We start from the raw sequence: 19168 nt of genomic DNA on the forward strand, positions 1-19168 counted from the left end.
ATCAACGGTTTGCCCGCTCCGGAACTGATGAGGAGGATTCGTCGGCAGCGTCGACGACATCGACAGCAACCCCTCGGTCCGCATCCATGCGACCAAAGCGTTGACGGACGCGGTCGGATGTCGTCTCCTCGACGACACGAATCTCTCTGGCGAGGCCGAACTGCTTGAGTTGTCCGACCACATCGTCGATGCGCTCGAGTGCAGAATCGGTGACACTGACACAGTCAGTCACGTCTGTCACCAGGACGAACTCCCTGTCGAGAACGCGTGCGGCGACGACCGCAGTCCGTTCCAGTCGCGATAGATCCGCGACCGTCACTTCTCCGGAGAACATCATGTACATCGTATTCGAATCCGTATCCGACCGAAGAGCGTGCATACGCGGGACACGGTCTCCCGATAAGAATGTACAGTACCTAACGAGTTGTGACTGATCAGGCCAGCCACTCCTCCGGTTTGGTGTCGTAATCGATGTCCGTCGCCGCGAGATGCTCGACAGTCTCCCAGTCGAGGTCAGACTCGCTGAACGACAGCCCGTTGAAGCTGATGAGGCGACCCCGCTCCGTCGGTTCGGGTTCCTTGTCGCGTCTGCGCGCGACTTCGATGTCGTGGTCGTCGAACTCCTTGACGATGGTCCGGAGGTGGACCGGCCGCCCCCAGAGTTCGAAGACTCGTTCGAGCGTGTCCTTGGCCTGTTCGATGTCCAGCATGACCCCGTTGTACCGGTGGTCGAGCAGGAGTTCGTTGCGGTTCTCGTAGTTGCCGTCGGCGACGACGATGGTCGGCTTCCCGAAGTTCGTGAACTGCAACATCAGCTTCTTTTTCACGTCTTCGTGGTCCGTCGACGTGACCCGGTAGTCGTCGGAGGCGTGCATGTACTCGTAGGTGAAGTAGTCGTTGTCGTCGACGAACTCCTGGGTGAGAAACTCGTCGAGGAAGGTTACGTCGTTGTGACTCTCCCGGATTTCGCGCATCCGGTCCCAGCCGACGGTGTAGTCCACCTCGGCAAGCGCCGCCTCGACGGAGTCGTACTTCGCGTCGTCGAACATGTACCGGGCGATTCGTTCCAGTTCGCTCTGACCGATACGCGAGAGGAATCCCCGATACTGCGGTTTCACCAGCGAGTAGTGCCGTTCCGCCATTCCCTCGTAGGTGAGAACTTTCCAGGGGTACGTCTCGATATCAACGTCGCCGTGTCGAGTCCGCTCGAGCGCATCCGCGTCGATTCGCGGGTCCTCCGGATCGAGACTGTCGAGTGCGTCGGAATCGATGCTGGCGACGGCGTCGTCGGGGTCAAGCTGCTCCATGACTGCCTGGAAGTCGATGGTATCGTGGAAGTTCCGCCACGTGATTCCATCGACGCGAAGCAGTTGCTCTGCGACGTGTCGGCGGTTCTCGGTGTTCTCGACGTACTCCCACAGCTCAAGTCCGAGGCTGTAGGGGTTCAGTCCGGGCGAACCGAGCACCTGACTCATATGGTCAGCGTACGTGATGAACTCATCCGTGCCGGCGAAGTTCTCGCCGGCCATCATCAGCGACTCCCAGTACGATGCCCACCCCTCGTTCATTATTTTTGTCATTTTCTGCGGGGCGAAATAGTACGTTTCGCGCCGCAGCATCTCGAGAATATCTTTCTGCCAGTCGGCCATTTCTGTTGCCTTCCCGGCGTCGTCGTCGTACTGCTTGCCGTGTTTGCGGAGGAAGCCGAGAATATCCGGCTCCGGCTTCGCTGGGAAGCTCGGCACTTCGTCGTCGTCGGCCTGCGCTTCGAGCCACTCGTCGTCGAAGACCTGTCTTCGAACCTCCTCGGAAAGTTTCAACTCACCGAGGTCGGTATCGAGTTGGTCCGGGTCGATTTCTGGTCCCTCTTCGTCGGGTCCAACTGGCTCATATGGACTGTGCTGGTCGATATTGTCCTCCAGACAGAGGACGTGGTCTATCCAGCGTTCGACTTCGCTCCGACCGATTTCGGGGTCCCGCATGAACTCGTCGATGGACTCGGCGTGACGAGCGAGCATCGACGCGGCGTTCGGGTCGTCGGCGAACAGGCCGAACCACTCGTTGTTGTTGAAGAAGTCGGCGTGGGCTTCGACGTGCGTGATGACGGCCTTCTGATCGGCCAGCGAGTTCGACACCTGCAAGAACGCGTGAGCGGGGTTGTCGTTGTTGACGATCTCGAAGGCTTTCCCACCGAGAAACTGCCCCTGCTTTTGTTGACGGTCGTACTGCATCCCCCACCGCCAGTGTGGGTAGCGCTGCTGGAAGCCGCCGTACGCGATGAGTTCGTTCATCTCGGCGTAGTCGACAATCCAGTAGTTGACCGGGTAGGGACTCAGGCCGAGTTTGTGCGCGAGTTCGTTTGCCTCGCTGACGACTTCTTCGAGGCTGTCGGCCACGCGTTGCATCTCGAATTCGTCTGTGGTAGTCATGATTCCTCCTCCGTGCTGAGTATCTCGTAGATTGCGTCGGTCACGTCCTCCGGGCTGGTGACGTAGGCGACGGCGACGTTGTCGCTATCCCGGAAGTGTCGTTCCACTTCCTCGGCGTGGGTCGCGTTGATCGCGTTGCCCGACGGCTGCGTCTCCACGTACGCGTGGAGATTCGCCGGAATCCGCTCCATCAGCGGGATGACGTTCTCCTCGGTGTCGTTGCTGGAGTTCTCGCTGTCCCCGGCGGCGAAGACGTAGCGGTTCCACTCCGCCCAGGGGTACGCCTCGTCGAGGCGTTCCATCGCCAGTTCGTACGCCGAGGAGATGCGCGTCCCGCCACCGGAGCGGATGCCGAAGAAGTCCTCGCGCTCGACTTGCCAGGCGTCGGCGTCGTGCGCGATGTAGACGAACTCGGCGTTGTCGTACTTGCCCTGGAGATACCAGTCCAGCGGCGTGAACGTCCGCTCGACGAGTTCGCGCTTCTTCTGGCGCATACTCCCGGACACGTCACGGATGTTGACCACGACGACGTTCTTCTCGCGTTCCTTCTCGATTTCCGGATAGCGGTAGCGCTCGTCCTCCCGACGGAACGGAATCTGGTCGACCCCCTCCCGACGGATGCGCTGGGCCGTCGATTCACGCTCGACGTTCGCCTCCATCTCCTCGATGCTGGCCCACGTCCCACGTTCCTCGCGTGGTATCTCCTCGTAGGCGTCTTCGATCCACGCTCTGGAGACCGGAATGTTGTCGTCGCGTGCCCACTCGTACACCTTCGCCGGCCCCCAGCCGTCGACTTTCAGCGCCTCGCGGACGTAGTCGCCATCGAAGTCCATCGCGAGTTTGCGCTTCAGTCCCTCCTTGAACAGCCGCTCGAAATCGAGCGTCGACGACGGCCCCGACCGGGTAATGTCGGTGAAATCGCCCTCGACTTCCTCGATGACCTTCTTGCCCTTCGGTTCGAGGTCCAGACCCAGCTCCTCGTCGAGTTCCTGCGCGAACTCCTCTGGGTCCATCTCGTAGTACTCGTGTTCGTCACCCTCTTCGCCGGGCTCGCCGTCCTCGTCACCGTCACCCGGCTGGGGTTGGCCAACCTGGTCGCCCTCTTCGGCACCTTCGCCTTGGCCGACCCCACCCATGTCCTGCTGGGCGTACTCGAAGGCAGGAAGGTCGACAATTTTGATCGGAATCCGGACCGAGTCCGGACGGGACTGCCCCAGGTCGCCGTACTGGATGAACTCCGAGAGGTCCTGCCGGCGCTGTTCGCCGACTTCGCGGTACCGGTCGAGGTCGTCTTTCAGTCCCATTTGTAGCTCACCTGACTCATGACGTGCCGACTCGTGAGTTCGGCAGACGCCGCGCTGTACTCGTACATCTCTTGCATGTTTGCGAGCGTCTCTTCCTTCAGCGACGCCGTCTCCGTGCCGCTCGGTGGGTTGTCCCACTGCGCGGGGTCGAAGTCCTCGTAGGTGCGCCGCACGTCCTCCCAGTCGTGGCTGCCAAGCACCGTCTTGATGACGGGAATCTCCTTGGGGTTGACATCCTCGACGCGGAACTCCTCGTCGCGGTGGTGCCACGCGTGGCGGTTGAGTGCGGTGATTATCTTTGCCGTCCGGAAGTTTCGCACCTGCTCGTGGGGTTTGTCACCCTCGTAATCGTCCTCGGTGAACCGACCCAGGTGCTCGATTTCGAACACCTTCATCGCCAGCAGGTCCGGCTCTTCGAGCTCGCCGCGCTCGTTTTCGATTTTCTCGCCCTCGGCCCACGCGTAGACGTGTTCGATGTACTCCTCGACAGTCTCCTCGTCGACGCGCTTGTTGCGCATCATCGCGTCGAGGACGTCCTCCTCCTGTCTGGCGAAGATGTGGTTTTTGACGGCGACGACTCGCTCTTCGAACTCTGCGGCTTCGGTGTTAGAGAACACCGGGGCACCGCCGAGGTCGTCGGCCATCGCATCGAGGACGTCCTGTGGCATGATGACGCGCTCGACGGGTAGCCTCTCGTGGAAGCGCTCGGACTCGACGTGCAGGAGGTCCGCAATCGCATCACGGGTGAACGTGACCGGGATGCCGTGGTCGCCGTCGGCGGCGTCCTCGGCGAAGTCGAACTCGTCTATCTCGACGGTCTCGTCGCCCTCCTGCAGATAGCCACGGTCGAACAGGAGCGCCTTGTCGACCAGGTCCAGCCCGCCGGGGACGTCGCTTTTGTCCAGTCGCGTGACGACGTTGTACAGTGCCGCCGCTTCGATTGCGTGGGGAGCAAGCTCTCGCTCGGTGACCGTCCCGGCGCTGTTCCGGACACGAATCGAGAGCGGTTCGCGTATCCACCCCTCGATCTGGTCCCACGTCGCGGCGTCCCAGACGGCCGTCTCGTTGGTCAGCTCCCGCCGCAACAGTTGGGTCTCCAGCGAGAGGTTGGTGAGATAGCCGAACTCCCGCTTGTCCAGTCGGCGCTTGAGCGCTTTCAGCGGGTCCTGGCCCTCGCGGTCGGCGTGCTGATTGAGCTGGGCCTCCAGGTCCGGATTCGAGATAATGATGAGCTGCGTGTCGATATCCATCCCGATGCCCTTGTCCAGTTTCACGCGTCCCTCGTCGGGGACGTTCAACAGCTTCTGCAGCAGGTCGGCGTGCTGAGCGGCGTCCTCGACGATAGTCAGCAGGCCGTTGCCCTGCGAGAGCACGCCGTCGTAGGAGAACGCCTGGGGGTTCTTCCGCCCCCGTGAATCCAGTTCGCGGAGCATCCCGGCCATCCAGGAGCCGACCAGCCGCTCCTTGGGCTGGCCGTCGTCCTCGGAGTGTAACACGCCGATGCCTCGGCCGATGTCGACGACGTAGTTTTTCACCCGGAGGTGCTGTGGCGAGGTGACCGCCGAGAACAGGTCGTCCTCGCCCTGTCTGCGGTACTGCTCTTCGAGGTGGTCGTACGCCTCCCGACAGAAGGGGTCGAGTTCGCTCTCGACGCGAATCGGGATGTGGTCGTCCAGTCGCTCGTTGAGCTGCTCGACGAGGTCTGCACGCACGTCCGGCGGGAACACCGTCAGCGGGTGTGACTGGACTGGACTCTCGTACCAGTCGTCCTCGTCGGGAGTTGAGGTCGACCCGTAGGTCAACCCGCCGGACTGGCCTGACCCTGCGACGTTCCACTCGACCGTATAGCGGCGGCCGTGGTCGGTCTTCGAGTACTCTCGGAGACCGTTTATCAGACACCGCTTCAGTTCGGATTTGCCGGTCGCCGTCGGCCCGTCGAGCCAGATTATCTTCTCTTCTTTACCGCGACCCGCCGCAATCGAACGGAGGTCGTCGACGAACCGGTTGAGAACCTCCGTGTTCCCGAGGATAGCGTGCTCGCCACCGTTCCAGGGGTCGTCGAAGAAGCGATACCGCTCTTTCTCCTCACCCTCCTCGATGACGGTCCGCGTGCCGGCATCCTCGATGGCGGAGAGCAGGTACTTCGATGCGTGAGCGGCCCGCTCGGGGTGTTCGAACAGCATCTCGACGTACTCGGAGAGGCTCATCGGTGCCTCGTAGGTCTCGTCGAGCGTGCGGTCGGCCGCGTCGATGAAGTCCTTGCCGCTCACGACTCTACTCCTCCATCTCGCTCTTTGCGACCTCTGCACCCGCGAACTCGAGCACCTCCTTTGCGCCCTCCTCGGAGTAGCCCTGCTCGATGAGCGCGTCTATCCACTGGTTGCGCTCGTCGTCGTCGAGGTCACCGCTGGAGACCAGCGCCGAGAAGTTGATGTTGTGTTTCTTGTCTTCCCAGAGTTTGCGCTCCAGCGCGCGGCGCAGGCGGTCGTTGTCCTGCGGGTCGAAGGTTTCTCCTTCGCGGGCGCGCCGCGACACCCAGTTTGCCACTTCCTGACGGAAGTCGTCTTTCCGGTCTTCGGGGAGCTGGAGTTTCTCCTCGACGGACCGGAGGAACTGTTCGTCTGGCTCCTGCTCGCGGCCGGTAATCTCGTCTTCGACCGTGTCGTCGTCGATGTAGGCCATGACGTGGTCCATGTACTTCTCGCCCTGGCGCTGAATCTCGTCGATGTCGTAGGCCAGCGCGTGGCGCACGTCCTCGATGGCCCGTTCTTTGTACTCTTCGCGGACCATCTCGAGGTAGCGGTAGTACCGCTCGAAGTCGTCGGCGTCGATGGAACCGTGGTTCTCGAGGTTCTCTTCCAAGTGGTTGAACGTCGTCAGCGGCGAGAGGAACTGGCGGCTGCGGTGCATCGAGTCCATGATGGCCTCGGCGATCTCGTCGCCGATGAAGCGGGGTGAGACCCCGTCCATCCCCTCTCCGATGTCGGCCTTTTCGGCGGCCTCGTCGCGGAGTTTCTTCACGTCGACATCTTCGGATTCGTCGATTTCGCCGTTGTAGGCCTTGGCCTTCTGGACCATATCGACTTTCGTCGCGTCGGGCTCCTCGATGCGCGTGAGCACGCCGAACAGCCCCGCCATCTCCAGCGTGTGTGGCTCGACGATGATGTCGGGGAGATCTGCATTCCGGAGCATCTTCTCGTAGATGTGAGCTTCCTCTGAGTACTGCAGGACATAGGGGAAGTCGATGCGTTTGGTCCGGTCGTTGAACGCCTCCATCTTCTCGTCGCCCTTCTTGTCCCGGTACTCGGGCATGTTCGTCCGGCCGACGATGACCTGGTCGATGTCGATTCGGGGGTTGTTCTTGGGCTTGATCGTCTGTTCCTGCGTCGCGTGCAGGAAGTCATAGAGGAACTCCCGCTGGAGTTTCAGCAGTTCCTCGCCGGAGAAGATACCCCGGTTCGCGTTACAGAACGCACCGGAGTAGTCGAACGCGCGCGGGTCTGACTCGCCGTAGACGGCGATCTTCGAGTAGTTGACGTCGCCAGTCAGTTCCGTCTCGTCCTGGTTTTTCTTGTCTTTGGGTTCGAACGTCTCGATACCCTGGCGTTTGTTCTCGTCGGCGATGAAGCGAATAATCTCGATGTGGTTGTCGAGCACCGCTTCGAGGTCGTCGTCGTAGTGGGCCAGCAGGCGGTCCATGTAGAACTCGCTGGCCGGGTCCAGCGCCTGCTCGTTGCGAATCGTGTAGGGTGCATCGAGCTGCTCGTTGATGTCTTCGATGACCTGCTCGCGCTGGTCTTTCGGCAAGAGGACGATTGGGTCCTGGTTCATCGGCGACCGGACCACGTCGTCGGCGGGGTCCTGATCGGGAATAATGTCACAGAGGTTCGTCCAGCGGAACGTGTACATCCGCCCCTCGTCGCGGGTGGTGTAGTCCTCGAAGTAGGTGCGGACCTGTCGGTCGAAGTCGGATTTCCCCGACCCGACGGGACCGAGCAGTAGTTTGATGCGCTTTTGCGGACCGAGTCCGCGCGCACCGGATTTGACTTTGTTGACGAACTCGTGGATTGCCTCGTGGATGACCCGGCCGTAGAACGTGTTCTCACCGTTTTCCAGCGGGTCTTCGGTGGCGATTTCGTACTCGACGACCCCCGCCTCCTCGTCGTACTCGGTACCGTAGTAGTCGAACATATCCGCAACTCGCTGGTGGGCGTTTCTGGCGACTTTGGGGTCGTCGTACAGCGTCTCCAGATACCAGTCGAAGGAGTGGGTCTGGCGCAAATCGCCCGGTATCGTGTCACGGTACTCCTGGCTCAACTCTTCGAGAGTCTGCTTGTTACCTGTCATGCTATCACGGGGCGTACTCGGATGGCTCCCGGCAGTGGGACATCGGTGTGGGCTCCCGAGTCGAGTCGCGCGCACACCGCTACGAGGTATGTGAAAACATACCAATAGCAGTGCGGTGCAACACCGTACGCGTGGGGTGTCTTCGTCGGAGCAATCACCGATACTATTTATTATATGAGTTCTACACAAATATATACTTTTCTGCACTTCTGGTTTCGAACCGGGTTTACATTGGAAAGAAACACACCACGGCAACGGGAAAGTGACTGGCAATCAGAATTGGTCAAATGTGGCGTTTATATAAGTATGGTGTGTGACACCATACAACTCTCCGTCGCATCGGGGGACTGATAGCGGTCGAAGGCGTACTGTCGGTATGGCAATCGACGGACTCGCCGAGGGGTGGGAAGTCTGGAGCGACGAACAGTCGAAGGTGGTGCTCGCCTATCGCCCGGATGTGTTCAACACCGCTGACTTTCCGGCGGCCTGTCTGCCGACGATCTATCTCACGAAGGGAAAACAGAGCCGCCGACCCGGCCGTGACCGACCCAGCCCCGACGACGCCTGGTACGTTACGCTCTATCTCGAACCCGAAGTCGACACCGGGCAGGAGTCCTTCGACAGCAGGGAACAGGCTCACAACCGCGTCGCCGCTCTCACCGAGCAGTTCGTGGACGGTGATATCGACTACCGCGGCCTCTATCAGGTCCCTCGCCCCGACTACTTCCAAAAACTGGACGAGTTGACCGGCCGGTAACAGTCAGCTCTACTTCCCGTCGGCACAGTCTGAGGGCGCGGGACTTAATCGGCCGGCGGGACAAGGGACTCGCAATGACCACTATCACGCTCATCGGGACGCGCCTGGCCGAACCCGGTACCGAATTCGTCTACCGAGGCGAATCGAGCGCCTGCGAGGGCTGTCCCTACCGCGACCAGTGCCTCAACCTCACCGAGGGTCGCAAGTACGAGGTGACGGATATCAGAGAGGGCGGAAGTACGCTCGAGTGTGCAGTCCACGACAGCGGCGTGACTGCTGTCGAAGTCGAACCGGCACCCATCCAGGCGAACGTCGCTTCGAACAGTGCCTTCTCCGGGAGCGTCGTCTCGCTCGAAGGCCCCTGTCCGCACACAGACTGCCCCAGCCACGAGTACTGCGAACCGGCCGGTGCGGAGTTCGACGGCGAGTACCGCATCACTAGCGTCCTCGGTGAGCCACCACACGATTACTGCATGCTCGACCGAGACCTGACGCTGGTCGAGCTCGAACCGCCGGACGACGCCTGACCGATTTCCCGTCTCCGCTGTCTGATTTCCAGATCAGGGAATCGTGTCGATGCGGTCGGCCGCGTAGCCGAAGACGTGTTCGTACCCCTCCGGCGACATCAACACCGGATAGAAATCCTCCTCGGCGACCAGGTCGACGCCGTCGGCGGATGCAAACGGTGTCCCCGCAGCTACAGGCTCGAAGTTCGAGGCGTACACTTCGTACTCCGTCGCGACATCTTTCGGCACCTGCCTGCGGAGTTTGAACACGGGGACCCCGTCTTTGGCCGGTCGCTCGGCCTCGGGAAGCGCGCCGACAGCACCGAGGAACTCACGCGCGACGAGTGCGGCGTTTGCTGCGGCCTGGTCGGACTGCTGGTAGCCACACTCGACTTCGATTGTCTGGGGGATCGCCTCGAAGAGACGCCCGTCTGTGTGGTCGCCGGCATCGACGACCGCATCGACGCTCAGACGCGGACAGACGTTGCGGGCGTAGTCGGTCAGTTCCTCGACGATAGCGAACATGCCGTGGTAGGACTGCGTCGAGTGCAAGGAGAGCGTCGTCAGGTCCCCGAACCGGGACGCAATCTCCGCAGCGAGGCGACTCTCGTGGGTTTCGCCATCCGGATCGCCCGGGAACGCACGGTTCAAATCCTCGTCGACATAGCGGGTGCCTGCTTCGAGCGCGCGCTCGTTAGCCACGATAAGTGCCACCGGGCGCTCGACTGGCGGCGCTTCTGCTGCGAGTTCCTCGACGGCCTGGACACCGCAGGGCTCGTCGCCGTGAATCCCACCGATAATCGCTAGCTCCGGGTCGCCCGTTCCGAGCTGCTCGACGCGCATCTATCTGTTACCTACCTCGTCTGCGGCTATGTGTGCATTGCGGTTTCCGCGACACTGACTGCATTCGGCATCCGTACCGCTGTCGCGAAAGACACGAGAAGCCGCACCCCAGGATCTCGCAATCGCTCCAGAATATAATGGCTGGACGCTCACGGATTACGTCCGAGGACAGAATCCTGCGAGCCTGTGAAGACGATTAGCGCCGTGATTTCGTCTTCGATGTCGAAAAAGTCGTGCTCGACACCCTGTTCGACGTAGACCACATCGCCTTCCTCGATGGCATACGTCTCGTCGCCGACGGCAGCCATCCCAGAGCCCGAGATGATGAAGTAGAGTTCGTCCTCTTTGTGCGGATGTTTCGGTTCTGGATTGGGATAGTGTGCAAGTTCGACACTCATCGATTCCTCGCTGAGTACCTCGACGTAGTTTGCCTCTCCCTGTTTGAGTTGTTCGACCAGTTCGGTCGTAGAAACGTGACTCATCGATTCTCGTCTACAGATAGCGAATCCACGTCCGATGAAGACTTCGGTCTCCCGGCCAGCGGATTGCTGAGCATTATTCGAGAGCCCCCACGTATTCGTAATCTTCTGGTCGCGCCTCCGGTCGTTCCCCGTCGAGTTCGATTTGCCACCCGTCGAGAGCGGTCGGGTCGGTCAACGCGTTCGTGAGCGTGGTGCGAACATCGAGAACGTCGACGCCGTAGTAGTCGTTGGGGACTCCCTGAAAGTACTGGAGTGCCGTCTGAAAAAGTGAGCGCATCCCGTCGTCGTTCTCGAACCCGTAGTGCTTGTACGCACCCGCGGCCACCTGCACCATTCCATGGAGAAACTTGCTCTCGGTTCGTCCGCGCCCGTAGTTGTACCATTCGTCCTCGAAACAGTCGTGGGACTCGTGGTACGCGCCGCTGTTGTACAGTCTGACGCCGTGAACCACGGCCTGCCGAAGTGTGCCGTGCTCCCAGCCGTTTGACTCTGGCCGGTCTGCTCGCCACCCGGTCGGGTTACCGGATATCGGCGGGCCGACGTCGTTGTCTCGCGTGTGGTCGGTCATAGCTATAGAGCGGGTTTCCCATCCATATCAGACCTATCGCGTGCCAGCCCGGTAACTCCGTCGCCGACCTGGCCCGGCAAACAAACGATTTATTCGCCAGCGTGCGGGAATCCCGTGTATGAACACGGCCGACCGGGTCGACCTCGTTACGCGGTACACACAGGAGGTCGTCACGGACGAAGAACTCGCAGAACTGCTCGAAGAAGACTCGCCGTCGGCCTACATCGGCTATGCCCCAACCGGCGAGATGCACATCGGCCACTTCACGACGATGCGCAAACTCGCTGATTTCCTCCAGGCCGGCGTCGACGTGACGGTCCTCATCGCGGACCTCCACGCCCATCTCGACGACGAGAAGAGCCCCTTCGACCTGCTCGACGCCCGCTCGGCGTACTACGAGGAGGCTATCGAGGGGATGATTGAGGCCGCCGGCGCGGACCCCGACGACATCGATTTCGTCCGTGGGACGGAGTTCCAGCTTGAAGAGGAGTACACGCTGGAGATGTACCGCATGGCCGCCGAGACGACCATCTCGCGGACCCAGCGGGCGGCCAGCGAAGTCGTCCGCGAGAGCGAGAGTCCCAACCTCGGCGGACTCATCTACCCGCTGATGCAGAATCTCGACGTGAAGTCGCTGGACGCGGACATCGCCTACGGCGGCATCGACCAGCGCGGCATCTACATGCTCGGACGCGAGATTCTCCCCAACCACGGCGGCGAGTCACCGGTCTGTCTCTTCGCGCCGCTGCTGGCTGGTCTCTCCGGTGGCAAGATGAGCGCCTCCGAGGAGTCCTCGAAAGTCAACCTCACCGACTCGCCCGAGGAAGTCGCAGACAAAATCAACGACGCATACTGTCCGATGGGCGAAGCGGAGGAGAATGGCGTCCTCGAATACATGGAGTATCTCGTCTTTCCGATTCTCGACGAGCGCGGCGAGAACTTCGTCGTCGAACGCCCCGAGGAGTACGGCGGCGATCTCGTTTACGAGTCCTACGACGCGCTCGAATCTGACTTCGTCAACGAAGACCTCCACCCCGCGGACCTCAAGGGTGCAGCGGGCGAGTACGTCTCCGAGGGTATCGACCCGATTCGCGAGCGGTTGACTGAGCAACCGGAACTGCTCGCAGAGGCCTACCCCGATAAGTACGGGGACGAATAGATGTCCGACGGCGACGATGGGAGCGTCGACCATCGCTCGCCGGCCCGTGTCCGCGACGTCTACGACGACATCGCCGACCACTTCTCGAAAACCCGCGAGTACGCCTGGCCCGAAGTCGAGTCGTTTCTCGACGATTCCAGCGGCGAGCGGGGTATCGACGTCGGGTGCGGCAACGGCCGTCACACAGAACTGCTCGCCGAGCACGTCGGCCACGCCGTCGGCGTCGACGTGAGTCGCGGCCTCCTCATGAGCGCGGGCGAGCGGATGGTCGAGCGGAACTGGAGAGGTACGCTGGTGCAGGGTGATGCTGCTGCGCTGCCGTTTGCTGCCGATACCTTCCATGTGGGCGTCTACGTCGCCACGCTGCACCACCTCCCGACGCAGGAGCACCGCAGGCGGAGTCTCGACGAACTCGCACGCGTCCTCCGTACCGGCGGCCGTGCGCTCGTGAGTGCGTGGAGTACTGCCCACGACAGTTTCGATGCGCCAGCGGATGCAGAGATGGGGTTCGACACCACCGTCGACTGGACACTCCCCGGTGGCGAGACAGTGCCACGGTTCTATCACATCTACGCGCCGGCTGAGTTCGAGGCAGACCTCGATTCGAGCACACTCACGGTGGAGTCTGTCCGAATTTCAAGCGGGAACTGTTACGCCGAAGTGCGCGCCTGAAAGGAAAACGGTCTTAATGACCCCTCTGCAAGTTGGAGGTGAGCGCAGGGCCGATGCGGTTCGGTCCAGTGCAAGTGAGCGAAGCGCGCCGGTGTCTCACCGAACGAAGTGAGGTGAGGCTCGACGCGAACGAGCGAAGCGAGTGAGCGCCGGTGGTCTAGTGGTAGGACCTGAGCCTTCCAAGCTCATGGCCCGGGTTCAAATCCCGGCCGGCGCACTCCTTTCAGTCGTGCGCCGCCCGACCCTCCCAAACGCTTCGCGTTTGCTCGGTCCCGGCCGGCGCATTTCTGTTGCGAACGAAGTGAGCAACGAAATCCCGTAGCGACGCGATCGCTACGACGTTCGCGGAATCAGAGATTCCGCCCGACCCTCGCAAACGCAACGTGTTTGCGCGGGTTCAGCCGGTGCATTCAATTATAGATAGTCATTTTCAGATGTGATTCTGTCGCCGGGAGTATTTTGACCGGCAGACCTGACAATAGCGGATAGGGAATGAACCAGGACGACGGGACAATTCGAGTTCTCCATATCGAGGACGAGCCGGCGTTCGCAGAACTGACAACAGAAATGCTCGAGCGAGAGAACGAACGCCTCGTCGTCGAAACCGCACGCCACGCAAGTGACGGGCTCGACCGCCTCACCGAGACAGAGGTCGACTGTATCGTGAGCGACTATCAGATGCCGGGAAAAGACGGCATCGAGTTTCTCGAGACAGTCCGCGAACAGGACGAAGAGTTGCCGTTCATCCTGTTTACAGGGGAGGGAAGTGAGAGGGTTGCCAGCGAGGCGATTTCGGCGGGTGCGACCGATTACCTCCAGAAAGGAGGGGGCACAGAGAAGTTCGAGTTACTCGCTCATCGAATACAGCATGCAGTCACGCGCACCCGTGCCGAGCGCGAGCAGCAACGTCGCCTCGACGCCATCGAAACCGCCCAGGAGGGCATCAGCATTCTCGACTCCGAGGGGCGCTACACTTACGTGAACGAAGCCTACGCGGACATCTTCGGATACGAACCAGAAGAGATGCTCGGCGAGTCGAAAGCTATCACGTACCGAGACGAGACGACGTTCACCGCGGACGTGTTGCCAGTACTTCGCGACCAGGGGAACGTTCAGCGCGAGGCGACGGGAGAGCGGGGCGACGGCAGTCCGGTTCCGATCAGATACTCACTTGCGACGACTGGGACCGACGGATTCGTCTGTACTGTCCAGGACCTGAGCGAGCGTCGAGCGAACGAACGAGCGCAGGACGCGATAGCCACGGTGTTGCGGACCGTCGTGGAGAATCTCCCACTGGGCGTCCTCGTCGAGGACGCGGACCGGAATATCCGACTGGCAAACGATAGGCTGGGTGAAATACTGAATCTCTCGGCAGCCGGAGACGACCTGACCGGCCGCAACTGTGACGCGGCAGTCGAAGAGGTAAAGGAACTGTTCGACGACCCTGACGGATTCGTAGCAGACATCGAGGAACGAATCGACAACAGAGAGCCGGTCTACGAGGAGAAAATCGAGGTCGCGGACGGTCGAACACTCGAACGAGACTACATTCCATACACCCTCCCGGACGGGCCTGCGAATCTCTGGCTCTACCGTGACATCACCGAACGGACAGTCCGCAAACGGGAGTTACAGCGCAACGACCGCCGCTTCGAAGCTGTGTTCGAAAGCCCGGACTCGTTTCTCGCCGTCCTGGACCCGGACGGTCGAGTGCGGCGGGTCAACGAAACTGCACTGGAGTTCGTCGAAACCGACCTTGAGACGGTAGCAGGGAAACCGTTCTGGAGAACGCCGTGGTGGAATCACTCGGAGTCACTCCAACAGGACCTCCAGAACTGGATCGGCCAGGCGGCCAGCGGTGACCACGTCCGGTTCGAGGCGTTCCACTACGCACCGGACGGCGAGAAAGTCACTGCTGACGGTGTGATTCGACCGGTGACTGACGACAACGGGGAGGTCGTCTCACTCGTCGCAGAGGCCCGGGATATCACGGAGCGAAAACAGCGCAAACAGGCGCTGGAGCGACAGAACGAACGGCTCGACAAATTCACCAGCGTCGTCTCTCACGACCTACGCAATCCGATGAACGTTGCCAAATCTCGACTGGAACTTGCCTCCGAGGAGTATGAGAGCGCGCATCTCGAGCACGTGTCGGACGCACTGGACCGGATGGAAACTCTCATCGACGACCTGCTAACGTTTGCACGAGAGGGAAAGGAAGTCCAGAATACCGAACCAGTCTCGCTCGCCCAGACCGTAACCGACTGCTGGCAGAACGTCGAGACCAGAGACGTCGTGTTGACTGTCGAGACGGAGCAGACGATTCGCGCAAATCAGGGGCGACTACGGCAACTCCTGGCGAATCTGCTCCGGAATGCGGTCGACCACGGTGGCGACGACGTGACGGTCAGGGTCGACGAGGTGGAAGATGGATTTTACGTCGCAGACGACGGACAGGGAATTCCCGAGGCCGAACGCGAGAACGTGTTCGAGGCCGGCTACTCCACTGCAGACGACGGCACTGGATTCGGGCTAAACATCGTCCAGGAGATTGCGACCGCCCACGGGTGGAACAGTCGGATTACGGAGAGTGCGGACGGTGGTGCTCGGTTCGAGTTCACCGGCGTCGAGTTCGTCGAAGAGAACTGACCGTCAAAACCGGCGGTTCCGTGGGGAGACGAAGAATCAGCAACCAAGCCCCGAGAGTGCCGTATATTTATTTGATGAGTCCGAGGTCTTCGCGCATTCCAAGATTGTCGTAGACGATTCGGTATTCCGAAATCGAGTCACCCGTCACGTGGGCGATTGCAGCCCCTTTCGCCGCCATCTCCTGGCCCGTCGGTGGGATGCCCTCGAACTCGGCCTCGTGAGTCCCAGACAAGGTATACAGAAACGACACTTTGTCGTCTTGGGACATGATCCGTGAGATATCCGCACGGAGATCTGGGAACGCGGCGTGGAACGTTTCGATATCTCCGCGGAGTTCACGACGGCCGGCCAGTTCGCCGGAAGAACGGTGATAGTCCAGAGTCTCCGAAAAATACTCTTCGACAGCGTCCACACGTCCCTCATTCATCGTTTTTGTGAATCCAGCCGCGACGAACTCCTCGACACCCGACGCCACGTGGTTCGTGCCCATACTATCGTATACGAACCCCAGTGACCTGTATAAAACCTATGGCAAGGCATCATAGATCAGCTGGTTAATTTGTGATTTGTCTAATCAAACGGTTCGTCTCTCAGGTCGAGACATGGTAAGATTAGTCTCGACCACGCCGGAAAAGAGCGTCCAGATATTCGCGTTCACGGCCAGTTCGCAAAAACCGAACCACCGGCATTGACGCTGCGTACGTGACTCACCGCTCGATATCTTCCCAGGTGTCAGAGGTGATGTACGCGTCCGGTCGGTCCGGATTGTGAAGGCGATTGCCGTCCCGTTCGGCGTCTCCGCCGCCGGTACTGGGAAGACCCCGCCGCACTGACGATGTCTCGGCCGAGTCGGCGGAGCGTGCCGTGGTCGAGCGTGGCTCCAACCGCCGCTGTCCGCCAACGCGAATCTCACCCTGCGTGTCATTCGGCGAACGCTCTGGCGTCGGTGAGTCGCTGTCGGCACCGTGGAATCGCTGGCGGAGATTCCGAAGTCCTCGACCGACAGACTGGAGCCACGACTGGACACGCGCTCGCACACCCTGACGCCTGTCCCGGGCGAACTCTCTGTCCTCCTGGTCCCCCTCTTCGTCCCTCTCCACGGGTGTGATACTCATACACACAATATATGCCGAGTTCACTAAACCGTTGTGACCGGGGGAACATCTTTCAGCTATCCCGCCGTTTCGGTGGATGTGCCGACCGACCTAGACGACCAAGCGGTTCAAATTCTGACGTCCGACGGTACGGTCCGGTCCGACGCGACGGTCCCGGACATCGCCGACGAGACGCTGGTCGGGATGTACGAGGGGATGGTGTTCGCGCGCGAACTCGATCACCGCGCGACGACGATGCACCGACAGGGTCGCATGGGGACGTACCCGCCGCTCGCTGGTCAGGAAGCTGCCCAGATTGCGTCGACGCTCGCGCTGGCGGACGACGACTGGATTTCTTACCAGTACCGCGAGCACGGAACCGCCATCGCCCGCGGAATCTCTCACGAGTATCTCCTCTATTGGATGGGTCACGAAGCGGGAAACGAGTGGCTCCCTGACCGGAACATCTTCCCGGTGAACATCTCGATCGGGAGCCAGCTTCCCCACGCCACCGGGATGGCGTGGGCAGCGAAACTCAGCGGCGATGACACTGCCGTGGTCTGTCACTTCGGTGATGGCGCGACATCGGAAGGGGACTTCCACGAGGCGCTCAATTTCGCCGGCGTCTTCGACGTGCCGGCGATCTACTTCTGTAACAACAACCAGTACGCCATCTCGATACCCCGCGGCTGCCAGACGGCTGCGACGACTATCGCACAGAAGGCTGACGCGTACGGACTCAAAGGCGTACAGGTCGACGGGATGGACCCACTGGCGGTGTATCAGGTCACCAGAGAGGCAGTCGAGCGGGCGAAGAACCCGCCGGACGAACCGGACCACGACAGCGGAAGCGCGCGCCGTCCGACACTCGTCGAAGCCGTGATGTATCGCCTGGGTGCACACACAACTGTCGACGATCCATCGAACTATCGCGACGACGAGGAGGTCAAGCACTGGCGAGAACGAGATCCCATTCCGCGCATGGAGACGTTCCTTCGAGACCGCGACCTGCTGGATGAGGAGCGTGTCGAGACGATTCAGGAGGAGGTCGAAGACGAAATCGCGACGCTGGTCGAGCAGGCAGAAGCCTACGAAGCAGATCCCGACGACATGTTCGAATACACGTACGCTGAGGCGACACCACGCATACGCGCACAGCAGGAAGCCTTTCGGGAAGCCAGAGAGCGACACGCGGACGAACGGTTCTTGCAGGACGAAGGTGAATGAATGAGCACGCTACAGCCGTACGATCACGTCAGAGTTGGCGAAGATGGTCCGGTTCCTGCCGGCATCTACCGCGTCGTCGGGACCGGTGAAGAGACCGCACTCCTCCGGGTCGGAACAATCGACGGACGGCGCGTGACAACTGGCGAGGTAGTACACGTCGAGTGCGCGAAAGTCGAGCAGTTCGAGACAGCGGAAAATCCCGACAGTGGCCCCTCGCTCGGAGCTGTGCTTGCGCCGTTCAAAGCGGTCGTAGAGGCGGTGCGGTACAGACTCCCCTTCTAGAGTTCGATTCGTTCGACGATTCGGTCGCCGGGTTCGTTTGTGTTGAGCGCGACGATGCGGACGAGGTCTTCGAGACCCGATCCGGTGAGTTTCGCCTTGAGGAGGTTGTCGACCTGGTAGACGCCGGCAGCGTTGTTCATCTCGATTTCGACCTGGACGGGGACACCGTCGCCGGGTTCGAGCGCGACCGCCTCGATTGCCTGACTGGAGACAGTGTTGATGCCGCGGCCACCGCGTTCGTAGGGAATCCGGGACCGTCCCCGTTCCATATCCAGCGCATCTGCGACGCGGACGACGCCCGCTTCCAGGGTCAGGGGGTCTTCTTCTGTGTGATGACAGAGGATCGCGTGGAGCACCTCTCCTTTCACGCGGACCCGGTCGGCGGTATCGTAGAATTCCGGCAAGATGCGGTCGAGCACGTCCGCAGCGAGTGGGATCGAGTAGTAGGGGTGGTCGTCGCGGTGGACGACATGGCCGATGTCGTGGAGGATAGCCGCGAGTCCGATGATGACTGCTTCGTCGGCTTCGTCTAACCCCTGGTCCCCTGCACCGTTGAATTCAACATCGGCAGCTTTCAGGAGGTCGTAGAGACACAGCGCCCGATTGCGGACGATACTGATGTGTTTGGTGCCGTGGTCGTTGTACTTCTTGCGCGCGACGGGATTGACGTTCTGCGCGGCCAGGTACGCCGCTATCTCGTCGTCGTTGTCGACGAAGGCCAGCACGTTGTTGAGTCGCTCATCGGGAAACGCGTGGTCGTCGTCGGGGTCGTAGATGCGACCGTCGCTGGGGTCACTCCAGTCGATGGAATCGACGTTCTCGGTCATACGTACTACCGACGGCCCGGTC

Annotated in this window: 18 protein-coding genes and 1 tRNA gene; 8 read left to right on the forward strand and 11 right to left on the reverse strand. The window is 61.0% G+C overall.

From position 1 onward, the window contains the following. Position 1 precedes the first annotated feature (1 nt). Genes WDJ60_RS06115 through WDJ60_RS06135 form a run of 5 tightly spaced genes read right to left on the reverse strand, consistent with a single transcriptional unit; the run spans position 2 to position 8080 of the window. Positions 2-379 carry a hypothetical protein gene (locus tag WDJ60_RS06115; RefSeq protein WP_340099216.1) on the reverse strand — a complete coding sequence of 126 codons (378 nt, stop codon included), beginning with the start codon at positions 377-379 and terminating at the stop codon, positions 2-4. 55 nt (positions 380-434) lie between these two features. After that, positions 435-2429, reverse strand: coding sequence for a SpoVR family protein (locus tag WDJ60_RS06120; protein ID WP_340099217.1), 1995 nt, complete (start codon positions 2427-2429; stop codon positions 435-437). Further along, the gene (locus tag WDJ60_RS06125) at positions 2426-3733 is read right to left on the reverse strand and encodes a YeaH/YhbH family protein (protein ID WP_340099218.1); all 1308 of its coding nucleotides are present in this window, start codon (positions 3731-3733) and stop codon (positions 2426-2428) included. The genes WDJ60_RS06120 and WDJ60_RS06125 overlap by 4 nt, the downstream gene beginning before the upstream one ends. Further along, positions 3724-6003 carry a PrkA family serine protein kinase gene (locus WDJ60_RS06130; RefSeq protein WP_340099219.1) on the reverse strand — a complete coding sequence of 760 codons (2280 nt, stop codon included), beginning with the start codon at positions 6001-6003 and terminating at the stop codon, positions 3724-3726. Before WDJ60_RS06130 ends, WDJ60_RS06125 begins: the two co-directional genes overlap by 10 nt. Before the next feature lie 4 nt (positions 6004-6007). Further along, positions 6008-8080, reverse strand: coding sequence for a PrkA family serine protein kinase (locus WDJ60_RS06135; protein ID WP_340099220.1), 2073 nt, complete (start codon positions 8078-8080; stop codon positions 6008-6010). Positions 8081-8456: 376 nt separating this feature from the next. On the opposite strand from WDJ60_RS06135, the gene WDJ60_RS06140 reads away from it, so the two are divergent. Beyond that, the gene (locus WDJ60_RS06140) at positions 8457-8837 is read left to right on the forward strand and encodes a DUF5820 family protein (RefSeq protein WP_340099221.1); all 381 of its coding nucleotides are present in this window, start codon (positions 8457-8459) and stop codon (positions 8835-8837) included. Between the two features lie 74 nt (positions 8838-8911). Next, positions 8912-9364: a UPF0179 family protein gene (locus tag WDJ60_RS06145; protein ID WP_340099222.1), complete on the forward strand. Its 453-nt coding sequence runs from the start codon at positions 8912-8914 to the stop codon at positions 9362-9364. A gap of 33 nt (positions 9365-9397) precedes the next feature. On the opposite strand, the gene WDJ60_RS06150 is transcribed toward WDJ60_RS06145, so the two are convergent. The 3 genes from WDJ60_RS06150 to WDJ60_RS06160 all read right to left on the reverse strand — a co-directional run bounded on the left by WDJ60_RS06150 (position 9398) and on the right by WDJ60_RS06160 (position 11236). Further along, positions 9398-10186 (reverse strand): M14 family metallopeptidase, encoded by a 789-nt coding sequence (locus WDJ60_RS06150; protein WP_340099223.1) that lies wholly within the window; start codon positions 10184-10186, stop codon positions 9398-9400. 149 nt (positions 10187-10335) lie between these two features. Beyond that, positions 10336-10668, reverse strand: coding sequence for a cupin domain-containing protein (locus tag WDJ60_RS06155; RefSeq protein WP_340099224.1), 333 nt, complete (start codon positions 10666-10668; stop codon positions 10336-10338). 73 nt (positions 10669-10741) lie between these two features. Beyond that, on the reverse strand, positions 10742-11236 hold the full coding sequence (locus tag WDJ60_RS06160) for a DUF309 domain-containing protein (RefSeq protein WP_340099225.1): 495 nt from the start codon (positions 11234-11236) through the stop codon (positions 10742-10744). A 118-nt stretch (positions 11237-11354) separates the two neighbouring features. On the opposite strand from WDJ60_RS06160, the gene WDJ60_RS06165 reads away from it, so the two are divergent. From WDJ60_RS06165 to WDJ60_RS06180, 4 genes are all read left to right on the forward strand, one after another. Further along, on the forward strand, positions 11355-12395 hold the full coding sequence (locus WDJ60_RS06165) for a tyrosine--tRNA ligase (RefSeq protein ID WP_340099226.1): 1041 nt from the start codon (positions 11355-11357) through the stop codon (positions 12393-12395). After that, entirely contained in the window at positions 12396-13067 is a 672-nt protein-coding gene (locus WDJ60_RS06170; protein WP_340099227.1) for a class I SAM-dependent methyltransferase, read from the forward strand. Positions 13068-13213: 146 nt separating this feature from the next. Next, positions 13214-13284 (forward strand) — tRNA-Gly (locus WDJ60_RS06175). A gap of 275 nt (positions 13285-13559) precedes the next feature. Continuing rightward, positions 13560-15716 (forward strand): hybrid sensor histidine kinase/response regulator, encoded by a 2157-nt coding sequence (locus WDJ60_RS06180; protein ID WP_340099228.1) that lies wholly within the window; start codon positions 13560-13562, stop codon positions 15714-15716. Positions 15717-15783: 67 nt separating this feature from the next. Here the strand turns inward: WDJ60_RS06180 and WDJ60_RS06185 are convergent, their stop codons facing one another. Then, the gene (locus WDJ60_RS06185; protein WP_340099229.1) at positions 15784-16206 is read right to left on the reverse strand and encodes an ester cyclase; all 423 of its coding nucleotides are present in this window, start codon (positions 16204-16206) and stop codon (positions 15784-15786) included. 217 nt (positions 16207-16423) lie between these two features. Then, on the reverse strand, positions 16424-16831 hold the full coding sequence (locus WDJ60_RS06190) for a hypothetical protein (RefSeq protein WP_340099230.1): 408 nt from the start codon (positions 16829-16831) through the stop codon (positions 16424-16426). A 78-nt stretch (positions 16832-16909) separates the two neighbouring features. Between WDJ60_RS06190 and pdhA the strand changes: the two genes are divergently transcribed. Together pdhA and WDJ60_RS06200 are read left to right on the forward strand one after the other, a co-directional pair. Then, positions 16910-18037 (forward strand): pyruvate dehydrogenase (acetyl-transferring) E1 component subunit alpha, encoded by a 1128-nt coding sequence (gene pdhA, locus WDJ60_RS06195; protein WP_340099231.1) that lies wholly within the window; start codon positions 16910-16912, stop codon positions 18035-18037. Next, positions 18038-18319 carry a hypothetical protein gene (locus WDJ60_RS06200; protein WP_340099232.1) on the forward strand — a complete coding sequence of 94 codons (282 nt, stop codon included), beginning with the start codon at positions 18038-18040 and terminating at the stop codon, positions 18317-18319. On the opposite strand, the gene WDJ60_RS06205 is transcribed toward WDJ60_RS06200, so the two are convergent. Beyond that, on the reverse strand, positions 18316-19146 hold the full coding sequence (locus WDJ60_RS06205; RefSeq protein ID WP_340099233.1) for an HD domain-containing protein: 831 nt from the start codon (positions 19144-19146) through the stop codon (positions 18316-18318). The two genes, WDJ60_RS06200 and WDJ60_RS06205, sit on opposite strands and share 4 nt — an antisense overlap. Positions 19147-19168 lie beyond the last annotated feature (22 nt).

This window comes from Salinibaculum salinum (assembly GCF_037645885.1).
Lineage (GTDB): Archaea > Halobacteriota > Halobacteria > Halobacteriales > Haloarculaceae > Salinibaculum > Salinibaculum salinum.